Source organism: Streptomyces sp. NPDC024632 (genome assembly GCF_055559175.1).
In genome coordinates, this window is the sequence record NZ_JBVHLD010000004.1 from 248,155 (window position 1) to 265,142 (window position 16,988).

The following is a 16,988-nucleotide window of genomic DNA, read 5'->3' on the forward strand; positions in this document are numbered from 1 at the left end:
CGTTGACCGCCCCCCCGGCCGCCCCCACCACCCCGGTTGGACATCGTGAAGCTGACTCTCACCACCGTCGACGCCGTCGGCACCACCGCGGGCGCCGTGCACCGCGACCACCTGCTGGAACTCCCCGACGGCTGCACCGTGGGCGACCTGGCCGAGGCGCTGGGCGTCCGGGCCGACGGCACACCCGCCACCGCGGGCCGCCCCGGCGCGCCCGTGGCGGACCCGGCACGCCCCGACGGCCCGGCGGACCCCGACGCGGGCCCCGCCCTCCACCTCGGCGCCGCACCGCTCGCCCCCGAGGCCCCGATCCGCGACAGCGGCATCCGCGAGGGCAGCGTCCTCGGCGTCGGCGGCACCCCGCCCGACCCCGACCCGCTCGCGGGCCGCGTCCAGCCCGCGCCCGGCGAACCCGTGCTCGCCGAGGTGCACAGCGTCTCGGGCCCCGGCGCGGGCCGCAGTTGGCAGCTCGCGCAGGGCAGTTACGAGATCGGCACGGACGCCCGCTGCGCGATCCGGGTCCGCGGCGTCGACGCGCCCGAGTACGGGCTGTGGGTGACGATCGCCGCGGACGGCAGCGCGTACTGGCACCGCGAGCGCGCCGAGGACCGGATCGACGGCGGCTCCGTACGGCTCTGCGTCCCCGTCCCGCCCTCCGATGTCGACCCGCTGACCGGCACCGCGCCCGACCGGACCACACCCGAGGAGCGGATGGACGCGGCGCGCGCCGTGGACGAGGCGGAGAAGGCGGCGCGGGCCGCGCGGAAGGCGGCCAGGAAGGCGGCGCGCGGACCGGCCGCCGACCCCCGTACCGTCGCGGCCCGTACACCCGCGCAGGCCGACACCACCGCCCGCCGTGAGGCCGACCACCGCACCGCGTGGCCGGTTGACGTCGACCTCGCCGTCGGCACGACGCTGCTGCGCATGGTCGCCCCCGTGGAGGCGGACGCCGCGGTCGCCGACTCCGCCGACGGCATCGGCGTCGACTTCAACCGGCCGCCGCGCATCGCGCCGCACCTGGACGCCGAGTCGCTGCGCCTGCCGTCCCCGCCGGGACAGCGCGTCCGCGTGCCGTTCCCGCTGCTGATGATGTTCGCGCCGGTCGTGCTCGGCCTGGTCATGGTCGGCATCTTCCACTCGTACTTCTACCTGGTGTTCATCCTCTTCACGCCGCTGATGGCGATCTCCAACTGGGTGATGGGCCGCCGCAACAACCACAAGACGCACGTGGAGTCGCGCCGCCGCTACCGGGCCCGGCGCCGCGTGGTGGAGCGGGAGATCCGCGCGGCCGTCGTACGCGAGCGCTGGGTGCGCTGCGACACCGGACCCGACCCGGCGGCCCTCGGCCTGATCGCCACCGGACCCGGCAGCCGGCTGTGGGAACGCCGCCGCCGCGACCCCGACCACCTCGTGCTGCGGGTCGGCACCGTCGACATGCCGTCGGTGAAGGCGATCGAGGACCCGGCGCAGGACGAGAACCACCGCACCGTGCGCTGGAATCTGCCCGACATCCCGATCGGCGTGGAGATCACCGAACTCGGCGTCGTCGGCGTCGCGGGCACCGCCGCGCCCGTCCAGGCGCTGGCCCGCTGGTGCGTGGCCCAGTCCGCGGTCCTGCACAGTCCGCGCGACCTGCGGATCGTCGTGCTCACCGAGCCGTCCCGCGCGCAGGAGTGGGGCTGGGTGCGATGGCTGCCGCACCTGCGGCCGTACTCGCCCAACGGCCCGGTCGTGGCCATCGGCAACGACCCGGAGAGCGTCGCCAACCGCGTCTCGGAACTGGTCTCGCAGATCCAGGCACGGCAGCGGGCGCTCGGCTCGTCCATCGGACGCGCGATGTTCACCGCGCCCGACATCCTCGTGATCGCCGACAGCGCACGGCAGTTGCGCGACGTGCCGGGCATGGTGCAGATCCTCACCGAGGGTCCGCCGGTCCGTGTCTTCAGCCTCTGCCTCGACGAGCAGGAACGGCTGCTCCCCGAGGAGTGCGGCGCGGTCGTCACCGTCTCCGGCACCGGTCTGACGGTCCGCAGGACCGGACTGCCCGAAGTCACCGGCGTACGGCCCGACCTGGTCGCCTCCGCCTGGTGCGAGCGGGTGGCCAGGGCGCTCGCGCCGCTGCGCGACGTCAGCCCGGACAACGACAGCGGACTGCCCGACGAGGTACGGCTGCTGGACCTGCTCGGCCAGGAACCCCCGGACGCCCGGGCGCTGGTGGACCGCTGGACCAGGCGCCCGGCGACCACCACCTTCGTACTGGGCACCGGATACGACGGGCCGATGTCGCTGGACCTGGTACGCGACGGGCCGCACGGTCTGGTCGCCGGGACCACCGGATCCGGCAAGTCCGAACTCCTCCAGTCCTTCGTCGCCTCCCTCGCCGCGGGCAACCGCCCCGACGAACTCACCTTCGTACTGGTCGACTACAAGGGCGGCAGCGCCTTCCGCGAGTGCGCCAACCTGCCGCACACCCTCGGCATGGTCACCGACCTCGACGCGCACCTCGTCCAGCGCGCCCTGGACTCGCTCGCCGCCGAACTGCGGCGCAGGGAACGGATCCTGGCCGAGCACGACGCCAAGGACCACCCCGAGTACCGGGCCAAGCGCGCCGCCGCCGCTGCCTCCGCCACCGGCCCGCAACTCCCGCCGCTGCCGAGGCTGCTGCTGGTCATCGACGAATTCGCCACGCTGGTGCGCGAGGTGCCGGACTTCGTCACCGGGCTGATCAGCATCGCCCAGCGCGGCCGGTCGCTCGGCATCCACCTCATCCTCGCCACGCAGCGCCCGGCGGGCGCGGTCACCGCGGACATCAAGGCCAACACCAACCTGCGGATCGCGCTGCGCGTCACCGACATGGTCGAGAGCCAGGACATCATCGACACCGGCGACGCCGTGCACATCTCGCCGAGCACCCCGGGACGCGCGCTGGTCCGCTACGGACACCGCTCGGCCGTCCCGTTCCAGTCCGCGTGGGTCGGCGCGGAACGCCCCGCCGAGGAGAGCGAGGACCCGGACGGCCGGCCGCGCCCCGCGCTCGCCCGCCCCAAGGTCCACGCCGCGGAACTGTCCTGGACCCGGCTCGGCCGCCCCGCCGCCCCGCCCGCGGGCGACGACGACACCCCGCAGGAGCAGGGGCCGCTCGCGCCCACCGACCTGCAGGTCCTGGTGGCGGCACTGCGCGAGGCCGCCGACCTGCTCGACGACTACGAGCCGCAGCCCAGCCCGTGGCTGCCCGCACTGGAGCCGAAGGTGCTGCTGGAGGAGCTGCCCGCGGTCGAACGCCCCGGCGCCACCGGCCTGAAGACGCTCCCGCCGCCGTTCCCGTACGCCCTGGAGGACATCCCGCAGCTCCAGGAACGCCGGGTCGCCACCGTGGACCTGGCCACCTTCGGGCACCTCTACGTGATCGGCGCCCCGCGCTCGGGCCGCACCCAGGCGCTGCGTACCATCGCGGGCTCCGCCGCGCGCACCGCCCGCCTCAGCGACCTGCACATCTACGGGATCGACGCGGCGGGCGGCGGACTGGCCGCCGTGGCCGCGCTGCCGCACTGCGGAGCCGTGGTGTCCCGGCACGACTTCGAGCATCTGGAACGCCTTCTCGGCCGCTTGGTAAGGGAGTTGACCGAACGTCAGGAGGCGTGCTCGGCGCGGAGCTGTTCCGGGCTCAACGAACTGCGCGACCTGCTGCCGGAGGCGGAACGGCCCGCGCACATCCTGCTGCTCGTGGACGGCTGGGACGCGCTGTCCCCGCTGATCGACGACTACGACAACGGGCGGCTGCTCGGCGACATCACCCGCCTGCTGCGCGAGGGCGCGGCCGCGGGCATCCACGTCGTCGCCACCTCGGAACGCTCCCTGATCGCGGGCCGGATCGCCGCCCACAACGACCACAAGCTGCTGCTGCGGCAGGCCGACCGCAGCGACTACAACCTCATCGGCATGCTGCCCAGCCAGGTCCCCGCGTCCGTCCCCGACGGCCGCGGCTGGCACATCGTCAGCCGCACCGAGACGCAGATCGCGCTCCTCGACGCCGACGACAGCGGCCAGGGCCAGGTCGAGGCGCTGCGCAGGATCGGCGCCGCGGCCACCCGGCGCGCGGTGAACGTCCCCGACGACCGGCGCCCGTTCCCGGTCGCCCCGCTGCCCGCGGTGGCCGACTTCTCCGAGGTCTACGAGAAGGTGCCCGCCAATCTGCGCCGCCCGATGTGGGGCCTGCTGGGCGTCGGCGGCGACGGCGCGGGCGCGGTCGGCGTGGACTTCGCGCAGGGCGCGCCGTCCTTCCTCGTCGCCGGGCCGCCCGGCTCCGGGCGCAGCAACACCCTTGCCTGCCTGGCCGTTTCGCTGCTCGCGGGCGGCACCTCGCTGGTGGTGCTGACCCCGCGCGAGTCGCCGCTGCGGGCGCTCGCCCGGCACCCGCAGGTCCGGCTGCTGACCGAGCCCGACCCGTCCGCCGACGCCGTGCGCGAGGCGCTGGACGCGATGGCGGGACCGCGCGTGGTCATCGTGGACGACGCCGACCTGGTCGCGATGGGCGGCGCGGAGAAGATCCTCAAGGACATCGTGGTCTCCGGAAGGGAACGCGGCATCGGCCTGCTCGCCGCCGGTCCCGCCGACTCCCTCTCGCTGGGCCTGGGCAGTTGGCTCACCGCGGCCAAGCGGTCCCGGCGCGGCCTGGTCCTCGCCCCGCGCAACATGTCCGACGGCGACCTGATCGGCGCCCGGCTGTCCATCAGCGCCGTACGGTCGCACGCCCGCGCGGGCCGCGCCTGGACCTCGGGCCCCGGCGGCACGGCGCTCACCGTGCAGGTCCCGGTCACCACGCTCAAGACGTCCTGAAACGCACAAGCGCCGGGCTCCCGTACCAACGGGAAGCCCGGCGCGAGTGCGTGACGGGCCGTCAGCCGTTGGCGGCGTCGCGGATCTTCTTCGCCAGGTCGGCGTCGTTGTCCGCCATCGACTGCTTGATGCCGCGGAACTGCTCCGCGAAGTCCTTGATGCCCTTCACCGCGAGCAGCAGGCTGGAGTTGAACTTCTCGTACGACTCCTTCAGCGCCGCGCTGGACTGCTCGAAGACCATGCCGTCGTCCAGCAGGTTGTTCACGTCGGTGCGGAGCTGGTTGAGCATCGGGACGATGTTCTCGTTGGCGGTGTCCAGCTTGGACGAAGTGGTCTCGATCTTCTCGTAGTCGAGGGAGATGTTGGGCATCGCGGGTGTGCTCCTCGCGGGTTGACGGGCCGGGCTGACGGGCAGGTTGACGGCGCTAGTAGCCGATGTAGTCGTAACTGGGGTCGGGTTCTTCCTCGCTGTCCACCACGCCGTCGCCGTCCTCGTCGCCGACGAGCTTCCACTCCGCGCCCGCCCCGGTGCGCGTGTAGTCGCTCTCCTTGCCGTCACCGTCGGTGACGGCCATGGTGCCGCTGCCGTCCTCGTTGATGTGGACGTCGGAGTGCGCCTTGCTGCCGTCGGCGTAGACGGTGTCCGTGATGTACGACCGGTGGTCGTCCTGGTACGTGGTGGTCGAGGTGTACGTCTGACCCGCGCCGGTGGTGACGGTGGTCTTCTCCGTGACGACGTTGTAGTCGTCGTCCAGGGTCAGTTGGGTGTGTACGGTGCCGCCGTCCGCGGTGGTCAGCGTCTTGTCGGTGGGCGGCGCGCCGGGGTCGGTGGGCTCGGGCCCCGGGTCGGACGCCGAGCAGTACGCCGGGGCGGTCTCGCCCGGCGCGACCTCGCAGGAGTCCGGATTCGCCTGGTACTGCTCCCACAGGTCGTGGTCCTTGACCCACTGGTCGTGGCCCAGCCACGCCTTGTGCTTGGCGACCCAGTCGCTCAGGCCCATGTCGGCGCTCATGATGCCCGCGCCCTCGGCGATCTGCGCGTCCATGTTGAAGAAGCCATCGGCCACCGCCCCGAAGGTGTCCCCGAGTTGCCGCAGGTCGTCCTCGGCCTTCTCCATCGGGTGCTTGGAGCGGTAGTACAGCGTGCTGAAGGCGGCGGTGAGCTGGGCGTCGCCGAACACGTCCTGCGCGTCGCCCGAGTCGTCGTTGCCGAGCGTGGCGTAGTCGCTGTTCTTGAGCGTCGGCCCGATCTTGTCGGCCAGCTCGTGCAGGTCGTTGCGGGCGGTGTGCAGAACGGTGTAGTCGAGCGCGAAGTCGACCAATGCCATCTCCTCCTTACGGGTGTCGGGCGCCGGGCGCCGGGGGCCGCCGGGGTCACCGGAACCAGCCGGTCCGACATGTTCACGTACCAGCGGTCCCCGCGGTTCACCCAGGTCCGGGACGTGGGTCCGGGACTTCCCGCAGTGAACCGCCGGGGCTCCTCGTACGTGAGACATGCGGCAGAACTTCGCGGCACACGGCGGTACGGCAGGAGAGGACCCGGAATGCCACGCCCCACGGACTGGGACGCGCTCGGTGTGAGCGGCGACCCCACGCCCGGCGACCCGGTGCGGATCCACACCGTGGCGACCTCGATCGGCGACCTGGGCAGGACCGCCCGGGAGATCGACACCGCGATGGAGACGGTGCTCAACAAGACCGGGCCTGAGGCGTTCTCGGGCGAGACCGCCGAGGCGCTGCGGGACCAGATCAGCGGGCGGCTGCGCGGCTTCGTACAGAGCATCGCCGAGGCGTTCGAGTGGTCGAGCACCGCTCTGACCACGTACGCGGACGCCATGTCGACCGCGCAGAGCAAGGCGGACGCGGCGCTCGACCAGGGGCGTGGGCTGGCCAAGGACGACCCGAATCTGGAGACGCTGGCGAGCACCGCGCGCGACGCGGGTCAGACGCAGAAGGACGCGGCGAGCGCCGCCACCACCACGCTGCGCAAGGCGTCGGGCAACATCAAGTCGCCGGTGTCCGGCTGCGCGGAGTTCTGGGAGATCTTCCAGTGGATCGCCATCGCGCTGATCCTGCCCGCGCTGATCTTCGGCGGTCCGATCGCGCTGGTCGCGATGGCGGTCAACCTCACCATCTTCATCAAGACCGCGGTGGACTTCGCGCAGGGCAAGGTCGGCGCGCTCGACCTGTTCCTGTCCGCGCTCGGCATGATCGCGCCCACCACCCGCGCCGTGCCGATCTTCTCGCTGATCGCGAAGGGCTTCAAACTCGGCTGGCAGGCCATCAAGGCGGGCGGCATCGCCACCCTGACCTTCCTCAGGGACATGATGACCGGCATCGCCAAGCCGTTCGTCGCGCTGCCCTCGTTCAGTGAACTCGCCCACCTGACCGGGAGCTGGACCAAGGCGGGCGGGCTGTGGCTGTCGGGCGTCGGCAAGGGCCTCGGGCAGCTCGGCGCCAACGCCTTCAAGGTCGGCTCGCTCACCGTCCTCACCGGCATCAAGGGAATTCCCGCCTTCTTCAAGGGAGTTCCGGAATTCGTCACCAACTTCGGCAAGGGCAGCGCGACGTTCTTCAAGAACGAGTTCGGCGGCGCGAAGTGGCTGCGGGTGTTCCTGCCCGCCGAGGGCGACGAGATCGGGAAGTTCGGCGTCTTCGGCGCCATGAAGATCGCGCTCGTCGACCGCGGTGTGTTCGGCAAGTTCAAGTACGGCGCGGCGGACATCGTACGGCCCGGCGTGCAGGCCGTCGGCAGCGGCGTCAGCCACCTGCCGACGCCGGAGTTCGGCGGCGCGGGCCACTCGGCGCCCGGCCTGTTCATCCCCGACCCGCCCAAGCTGAGCCTCGACCTCGGGCCTAAATTCAGCGACTCGATCACCTTCAGCTTCCAGGCGATCATGGGCAAGGACGCGCTGCTTGACACCCCGATCACCGAACTGTCCTCGATGCACCTGGGCGAGTGGGCGAACGTCACGCACACCCCGACCGGCATCACCTTCGACGTCGGCGCAGGGGTGCACGCGCTGCCGCCGCCCGCCGCCGCGATCCTGGCTCCGCCGCCGCCGATCCACATCTCCACCACCGGCATCAACACCGCGGGCATCGGCGCGACCGGCGTGCACGCCCAGGTCGGCGCGCCCTCCTTCCACGTGCCGGGCATCGGCGCCAACGCCGTCCCCAGCCACATCGTCACGCAGGCCACCGACCTGGTCGTGCCGCCGCAGACCGTGGTCTCCTCGATCGGGGTCCCGCACATCACCCCGGCGGCTGTCGTGACCACCCCGCCCGCCGGGACCGTGCACACCTTCACCCCGACCACCCCGGTGACCAGCGCCCATCTGACGAACCCGGCCGCGGTGATCGCCACCCCGCCGCCCGCCTCGGCCGTCAACGTCAACGTGGCGGGCGCGATCTCGATGCCGCCGCCCGCCGCCACCGCCGGTTTCGCCCACACGGTGCCCGCGCCCGCCCTGCCGCACCTGGCCACCAACGGCGCGGTGAACTTCCACGCGGCGACCGTACCGGTCACCGGGCACGTCCCCGCGACCTTCACCGGCGGCGTCACGCACGTGGTCACCGACATCCACACCGGCGGCTCCTTCAACGCGCTCGACTTGCTGCACACCCCGAACCCGGTCGCCGTGCACGCCTTGGCGCCGACCCCCAACGCGCTCATCACCGGCACCGCCGCGAACATCGCCAACAGCCACACGATGGCGACGCTCGCCCAGCACATCTCGGTGGACCTCGGCCCGGTCCACACCGTCGGGCACACCGCGAGCGACCTCACCCCGCCGCCGACCACCGCGCTGACCGCGACCCCGCCGCCCGCGTCGGTCGTCTCCGCCCCGCCGCCCGCGAGCGTCACCCACATGCCGCCGTCCGCGGCGGTCGCCCAGGTCCCGCCGTCCGCCGCGGTCACGCACATGCCGCCGCCCGTGGCCGTCACCCACATGCCGGGTACGCCCGCGGTGACCACCTTCGACCTCGGCGGTACGGGCGCGGGGGCGGGCAAGGGCAAGGGGCCCGAAGTCCTCACGGCCAACGGCAGCGGAAGCGGCGCGGCGGGCGTGGACCTCCCGCCCGCGCACCGCTTCGACGCCGCGATGGACCTGCTCGACAACGGCTCACTCGGCCGCCCCTCGCCGCTGCCGCACCCCGCGTCCGGCCACGGCACAGCTGGCCACGGCGCTTCGGGCCACGGGGTTTCGGGCCACGGCGCGGACGGCCCGGCCTTCGCCGGCACCGCCGTGCCGGGACTCGGCGACAAGGCGTTCGCGGGCGCCCCTGCGCGTTTCCCAGAACCGGCCCACGTCCCCGAACCGGCCCACGTCCCCGAACCGGCACACGTCCCAGAACCGGCCCCCGTTCCCGAACCGGCCCCCGTGCCCGCCGCGCCCCCGCACACGACCGGCGACGTACGGCTCGGCGGACCGCCGCCGCGGCTGACCGCCAAGGAACTGGACCGGGCGTGGTCGGCCGACAGCGAGCGGATCGGCGCGCTGTTCGGCCCGGCGACCGACCCGTCACGGCCGCTGCGCTTCGACGCCTGGGGCGACTTCGTCCTGGCACGCCACGACCTCGGCCGCCTCGAACAGCACCTGGACGACCTGCGCGCGATGCCCGGCGGACCCTCCAGCGGCGAATCCCGCGCCGTCACCGAGATCAGGACCCAACTGGCCGCCGCCCAGCAGCAGTTCAACGTCGCGGTACGCGGCCTGCGCGAGCACGGCATCAACCCGGCCGCGATGGACCAGCACATCACCGACCTCAACCTCCAGTCGCTGCGCGAGCGGCCCCGGCTCCTCGGCGGCGCGGTGCCGCCGCCCGTCATCCGGGTCGAGGGCGCCGAAGGCGGGCGTCTCATCGAGGAGTCGGTGCCGCTGAGCGGCCCGACCGGCCTGCCGCACGGCCTCAGCGTCAGCATCGGCTACCACGTCAACGGCGTGGACATCAGGCTCCTCGACGGCGCGGGCAACGACCTGACCGCCACCACCCACCAGGTCGTCCAGGTCAACGGCGGCGGACTGTCCGTCCACGACGTGAACACCGGCATCCGGCAGACCTTCGACTCGCACGGATCGCTGCGCGCCGAGACCGTCCCGCTGCGCGGCCCGCAGGCCCCGCTCGGCACCGGCATCTCCGTCACCTTCGACCCGACGGGCGCGGCCACCCACCACCTGGTCACCGGCGGGGCCGTGGACGCGGGCGCCACCGTCACCCGGCTGCCCGTACCCGGTGACGGCTTCCGCGTCGACCGCGCCGCGACACCCGGCACGTCCGCCACGTACCAGCTCTTCGACTCCGGCGGCCTGCACCTCGCGGACGGCCACGGGCTCCACACTGCCGCCGGAGCCCCGCACTTCGTGGAATTCCCCGCGCCCGGCCGGGGCGGCGGCGCACAGCTCCTCGACGCCAACGGCGCGCCCGTGCACGGCTTCACGCCGGTCCGCGAGACCGACGCGACCGGCGCCACCGTCGCCGTGCGGATCGACCGCAACGGCGCGGACGGCGCCTTCGTCCGCCACGACATCACTGGCGGGCAGGCCGTGGAGACCGGTACGCCGCTGCGGCTGCCCGGCGGCGCGGCGGACGGGCGGCTCGTGGTGCGCCCGGTGGGCGGCGGCGCCCCGCACATCGAACTGCCCGGCGGCGTCAGGCCCGGCGGCGTCCAGGTCTTCGACCACGCGGGAGGCGGCCTGCGCGTCGAACGGCCCGGCGGCGCGGGACAGGCCATGACGTACCAGCGTTTCGGCCCCGACCACATGCTGGCCGGGGACGGCCGCCAACTCCTGGGCGCGGACGGCCGACCGAGCGGCGCCGTGGACTTCCCCGTCGGCGGCGGCGCTGCCGGGCACCTGGACGGCGCGTGGCAGCCGGTGCCGCACCACGCGGTACGCGTCGACCTCGACCCGGCCACCGGCAACCCCGCCACGATCCGCGTCACCGACACCGGCCGCGGCGACTACTGGACGCACGACCACGCGGGCGGCCACCTCGGCGACCACGCCGTGATGCTGCACGGCCCCGGCGGCGCGCCCCTGCACGAATTCGGCGTCACCCGCTATCCGGCGCCCGGCACCATGGGCGCCGCCCAGCGGCTCGCGATCGACGCCAACGGCGTACCGCTGCCGCACTTCGCGCCGCACGGCGACGGCTGGCGCGTCACGGACCGCACGGCGGGCGTACGCGGCGGCGAGTACCGGCAGTTCGGCGCGGACGGCGGCATCCACCAGCAGGCGATCAACGTCACGCGCGACGGCGTGCGCGTGCCGGGACAGCGGTTCGTCCTCACCTTCACGCCGAACGCGAAGACCTGGCAGCTCATGGACACCGTCGCGGGCGCCCCCTTCACGGGCGCCGGGCGCGGCCTGCTGCACTCCGGGACGGTCGACGTGGCCACCGACGCGGGCCACGTCAAGCTGGTCGCCAAGCCCGGCAAGAGCGCCGTGGAGGTCTTCGAACGCCGGCCGCTGGCGACCGGCGGCTTCCTCGACTCCCTCCGCCGTACCGACGCGAGCGGCTTCGGCAGGCTCTCCGGCCAGAACACCCGCTGGACGCACACCGATAACGCGGGCAATGTCACCAACTGGGGCCTGCGCAACGTCGGGACGCTGGACGGCAAGGCGTGGCGGGGCATCGACCACCAGGGCACCCTGGTCCACGAGTTCCGCACCGGCATCGACGGCGGCGGCGTCCTCGGCGTCCGCGACGGCGCGGGCGACTGGTCGTGGGTGCGCTACGACGCCCACCACCGGCCGGTGCTCGGCGGCAGGCGCACGATGGACGCCGACGGCGGCTGGACCGACCATCTGCGGCTCGGCGGCGACGACATCGTCGTGCAGCGCCAGTGGGGCCCCGCGCACCTGCCGCAGTCCCACGCCAACCACTACCGCGAGGCCGTGCTCGACCCGGCCAACGGGCACCTGCCCAAGACGGTCACCATCGACCCCAACGGGGCGAATTCCACCAGGCAGTTGTGGAAGGAGCAGTCGGAGCACGGCAAGCCGGCCGGAGCCCTGGAGAAGCTGCCGGACCACCAACTCCTGGAAGTCCGGCGCTGGTCCGAGCAGCGCCCGCCGCAGTGGGTTCGCAAGCATCTCATCGGCATCGGCGACGCCGTGTGGGACACGCACGGCTTCCTCAAGGGCGACACCCGCTTCCAGATGTCGAAGTGGACCAGGACGGATCTGGCGACCGGCGCCGAGACCCACGGCTTCCGCTTCACCGCCATGAACGACAATGTGCTGGACATCGCGGCGGACGGCACCTTGACGCGCGGCACGTTCAAGCTGGACCACGGCAACACCCTCACCGTCGGCGACTCCGTCACGCTGCCCGCGGGCGTCGCCCCCGTCGCCCACCGGATGCCGTGGACCGAGGGGGCGGGGAAGCTCTCCGGCTACCGGATCGAGACGCCCGGCGCGCCCGGCGGCCGGATCTGGGAGGACCACTTCAAGGTCGACCACAACGGGGCCTTCAGCGGCGGCGACTGGTACGGCGCGGACGCCGCCCCGACCCGGGTGGCGCGCGCGGGCTACGCGGACGGCACCGTCGTGGAGTTCCAGCCGGTCCCGGCGGCCGGGACCGTCCTGGACGGCGGCCCGGGCGTGCGGGCGGGCGCCTTCGAGGGCAACGGCGGCCCGGCCCTGACCAAGAACGTGCACGGCGCGCCCATCGGCGACGTACGGACCTGGCCCGGCGCCGATCTGCGGCCCGGCCACGGACACGGCCCGACGACCGTCACCACCACCGCGCCGCGCTCCCGGCACTGGGACTGGTCGGGCTACAACGGCCGCACCGACAGCCGCCATTGGGCCTGGGACGGACTCGACGGCGCGGGCAACCGCACCACCGGATTCACCGAGTTCGGCCGCGGCTTCAACGGCGCCACACCGTTCGACGACTCCTTCCGCGCGTATCTCCGCACCGACAACGGCCCGGTGGCGATCCGCGGCCGGGACATGCTCGGCGGCGGCGAGCACGTGGACTCCTGGCGCGTCACCAACCCCGACGGCAGCCACCAGTGGCGCTGGGCGAAGTACGACGCGTTCGGCAACGCCGTGGACTTCCACGGCGCCGGCACCCGCCAGTGGTGGAATCCGCGCGCGGGCGGCGGGGCCGGCGCGTACGTGGACGACTGGTTCACCGGCGCCCGGTCCTTCCGCGACCGGGTCGACCTCGGCGGCGGCGCCGCGCCGATCACCGTCCGCGAGGTGCCCACCACCAGCACCACGGGACGCGTGCGCGAGTACCTGCCCGACGGCGCCCGCCTCGGCCCCGGCGCCCCCAACCCCGTGAACCTGAACGTCTGGAAGGAGTTCGACCACAACGCGGCCGTCGTGGAGAGCAAGGTCGTCGGCACCAACCAGATCCTGACCACCGACGCCTGGCGCGGCCAGTGGGTACGGCACGACGGCAACGGCGTCATCCACGCCCAGGGCTCCGACAGCGGCTACATCTTCGAGGCGGACACCTTCGGACGCCTCCAACTCACCGGACGCGGCGTCGACTTCCGCGGCCCGGCGGCCGAACTGCGCGGCTGGGGACGACGGCTGCGCGAGCCCAACCGCATGCAGTGGAAGACCGACCTCAGCGGCCTGGACATCTCCCGGATCGGCGACGGCCTCTACCAGCCGCAGTGGAAGCTGGTCATGGAGAAGGCCGCCATCGAACTCTTCCAGGAATTCGTCCTGGAGTTCACCGCGAATCTCGCTGTCAACGCGATCGTCGCGGACATCCAGAACAGGCCGTTCTCCGGGAAGGACGCGCTCAAGGCGTTCGCGAACGCGAGCGTCAGCGCGGGCATCAAGACCGCCGTCGGCAGCCTCGTCCACGACAACAAGATCAGCGGGTTGCAGCGCACCGGCGACTGGCGCAACGGCCTGGCCAACACCGACAGCGGCAAGCCCTGGTACCGCAAGCCGATGAACCACGACAAGCACTGGTCCAACGAGTGGGCGGGCAACGAGGCCCCCACCCGCTGGCGCGGCGGCATGTACGACTTCGGCTACAACGCGGGCACCTCCACGCTCGCCGCCTGGGTCAACGGCAGCATGAACGCCTCGGTGTTCGGCATCACCGACGCCAATGGCGACACCGTCTACCTCAGCGGCGGAGCCGCGGCCCTGGACGGTCTGATCAACGCCGTCTCCGGCATGACCGGCGCGGTCAGCGTCGGCGCCATGAAGAACCTGTTCATCATGGGCGGCGGCAGCCGGCTCTTCCACCGGCAGGGCTTCGCCGAGTTCTTCCTCCAGTTCGGCTGGAAGCTCCCCGAGAAGGTCTTCACCTCCCAGCTCACCAACTGGTACCGCGCCGGCATCAACCCCTGGTGGTACCAGGGCGGTTACGGCGACACCGCCACCGCCGAGACCGGCACCGGCACCTCCGACACCAGCGGGGAGCCGCAGCCGTGACCACCGAGCGTACGACCGCCCACACCGTCCACGTCGCCGCCAAGGGACGCGGCGCCCACCGTACGATCGCCGCCGCCGTACGCGCCGCCCGGCCCGGCGCGACCGTCCTGGTGGAGCCCGGCGAGTACCGGGAGTCGCTGACCGTGGACCGGCCGGTGGTGCTGCGCGCCGAACACGGCGCGGGCAGCGTCACGCTGTACCCGGCGGCCGAGGGAACGCCCGCGCTGACCGTGGCCGACGCGCACTGCGCGGTCCACGGATTCACCCTGCGCGGCGCCGGCCCCGGAGAGGCGGCGGTCCGGGTGACCGACGATTCGACGCTGGCGCTGCACGACTGCGTGGTCCTCGGCGGCCGGGTCGAGGTGACGGGCACGGACGCCGACGACGGCTCCCAAGGGATGCACGGAACAAGGGAGTTGGCTGTCCCCGACCCCGACGGCCTGGACTTCGACGCCGACCCCGACCCCGATCTGGCCCCGACCCGCGAACCGGGACCCGCGCTGCTCCTGCTGCGCTGCCGGATCGCGGGCGCGGTCGGCGCGGGCCTGCACCTGTCGGGCACCGCCCGCGCCCGCGCCGACGACCTGCGGATCGAGGCCGTCGACGGCACCGCGGTCGTCCTGTCCGGCACCGCCCGGCTCTCCGCCGAGCGGCTGCGCGTACGCGACTGCACCGGCACGGGCCTGCGGATCCGGGGCCGGGCCGCCGCCGCACTGGTGGACTGCGCGCTGGAAGGGACCGGCGGCAGCGGACTGCTCGTCGAGGACGAGGCGGCGCTCGTCGCGGGCGACACCCGCGTCACCGGCGCGGGCGCGGTCGGCATCCGCCTCACCGGCTCCGCCACCGCCGAGATCGCCGACTGCCGGATCACCGGCTCCGTCACCAGCGGTCTCGTCGCCCAGGACGCCGCGCGGCTGGCCGCCACCGGCTGCGCGGTCACCGACTCCCGCGCCAACGGCCTGCTGGTCCTCGGCGCCGCCACGGCCCGCCTCGCCGACTGCGCGATCTCCGGCACCGGCTACAGCGCCGTCCACCTCGCCGACGCCGCCCAAGCCGCCCTGCTCGACTGCCGGATACGCGACAGCGCCGAGCACGGCCTGCACGCCGTCGGCACCGCGCACGCCGACCTCACCGAATGCGGCCTGTCCCGTATCGCCATGACCGGCCTGCACACCGCGGAGACCGCGACCCTCACCGCCCGCGGCTGCCGCCTCACCGACACCGCGACCGGAGTGCACGCCGTCTCCGCCGCGGGCACCGAGTTGGAGCACTGCACGGTGCTGCGCGCCGCGAAGACCGGTGTCGAGGTCGGCGCGGGCGGCGGCGTACGGCTCTCCCACGTGCGGGTCGTCGCCGCGGGAGCGGCCGGGATCGTGGTCGACTCCGGCGGCACCGCGCGGGTCGACGGCGGCTCCGTCGAAGGCAGCGCCGGCTCCGCGATCGTCGTGTGGACCGGAGCTTTCCCCGAGGTCAGCGGGGTCTTCATCGACGCGCCCGCGAAGAACGGCATCTACCTCGCCGAGGACGCGGGCGGCACCTTCACCTCCTGCGAGGTCGCGGGCGCGGGCTTCCCCGCCCTCCATGTGGCACGCGGCGCCGCCCCGGTCTTCCGCCGCTGCCGGGTCCGCGACTGCGCCGAGGATCTGGGCCAGGACGAGGGAGCGCGGCCCGCCTTCGAGGACTGCGTCTCCTACGACGTACGGCGGCCGACGATTCCGCAGCTTGGCGGGGGAGCGGCGGGCCGGGCCGCGGGCCTGCCCGCGTCGCCGTCCGGGACGGCCCCGCCCGGCGCACCCGGTGACGACGGACCGGACCCGGACGCGCCGGAGGAGGATCTGGACGACCTGCTCGCCGAACTCCACTCGCTGGTCGGCCTCGACGGCGTCAAGGGCGATGTCGGCTCCCTGGTCAAGCTGATGCGGACGGTACGGCGACGGCAGGAGGCCGGGCTGCCCGCGCCGCCGCTCAGCCGCCACCTGGTCTTCGCGGGCAACCCCGGCACCGGCAAGACCACCGTCGCCCGGCTCTACGGCCGTCTGCTCAAGGCGCTCGGCCTGCTGCGCCGCGGCCACCTGATCGAGGTCGACCGCAGCGCGCTGGTCGGCGAGTACGTCGGCCACACCGGGCCGCGTACCACCGCAGCCTTCCAACAGGCCCTGGGCGGCGTGCTGTTCATCGACGAGGCGTACGCGCTGTCGCCGCTGCACAGCGGCAACGACTTCGGCACCGAGGCCGTCTCGACGCTCGTCAAGCTCATGGAGGACCACCGCGACGACATCGTGGTGATCGCCGCGGGCTACCCCACCGAGATGGACCGCTTCGTCTCCTCCAACCCGGGCCTGTCCTCCCGCTTCAGCCGCACCCTGCACTTCGTGGACTACGACGCGGCGGAACTCGTCTCGATCGTGGAGCACCAGGCGGCCGAGCACCGCTACGAACTCACCGAGAAGGCCCGCGCGGAACTGAGCGGCTTCTTCGACCGGATGCCGCGCGGCGAGGGCTTCGGCAACGGCCGCTCCGCGCGCCAGGTGTTCCAGGAGATGACGGAACGTCAGGCGCAACGCGTCGCGGAACTGGCCGATCCGCGCGCCGAGGACCTGGTCGCCCTCGAAGCCGACGACTTGCCGCCGCAGTCCGTGGCCCTGTCCGCGGCACCCGCCGTCGCCCGCCCCGTCCTCAGACTCTGAGGAGACGCCGAGGCCCCGGCCCCGAGCGAACACCCCGGCCCCGAGCGAA

General features: G+C 73.4%; 5 protein-coding genes. 3 read left to right on the top strand and 2 right to left on the bottom strand.

Features of this window, described 5'->3' with window-relative positions:
* Positions 1 to 45 precede the first annotated feature (45 nt).
* Positions 46 to 4,833 carry an FtsK/SpoIIIE domain-containing protein gene (locus tag ACZ37P_RS10710; RefSeq protein WP_467346037.1) on the top strand — a complete coding sequence of 1,596 codons (4,788 nt, stop codon included), beginning with the start codon at positions 46 to 48 and terminating at the stop codon, positions 4,831 to 4,833.
* Between the two features lie 61 nt (positions 4,834 to 4,894).
* On the opposite strand, the gene ACZ37P_RS10715 is transcribed toward ACZ37P_RS10710, so the two are convergent.
* Entirely contained in the window at positions 4,895 to 5,203 is a 309-nt protein-coding gene (locus ACZ37P_RS10715) for a WXG100 family type VII secretion target (RefSeq protein WP_188282265.1), read from the bottom strand.
* Between the two features lie 55 nt (positions 5,204 to 5,258).
* Positions 5,259 to 6,161, bottom strand: a complete 903-nt coding sequence (locus ACZ37P_RS10720) for a hypothetical protein (protein WP_391045924.1) — start codon at positions 6,159 to 6,161, stop codon at positions 5,259 to 5,261.
* Positions 6,162 to 6,377: 216 nt separating this feature from the next.
* Here ACZ37P_RS10720 and ACZ37P_RS10725 point away from each other — a divergent pair, with 216 nt between their 5' ends.
* Complete coding sequence (locus ACZ37P_RS10725) at positions 6,378 to 14,252, top strand: putative T7SS-secreted protein (protein ID WP_467346039.1); 7,875 nt, start codon at positions 6,378 to 6,380, stop codon at positions 14,250 to 14,252.
* Entirely contained in the window at positions 14,249 to 16,939 is a 2,691-nt protein-coding gene (locus ACZ37P_RS10730) for a right-handed parallel beta-helix repeat-containing protein (RefSeq protein ID WP_467346040.1), read from the top strand. Before ACZ37P_RS10725 ends, ACZ37P_RS10730 begins: the two co-directional genes overlap by 4 nt.
* Positions 16,940 to 16,988: the final 49 nt, after the last annotated feature.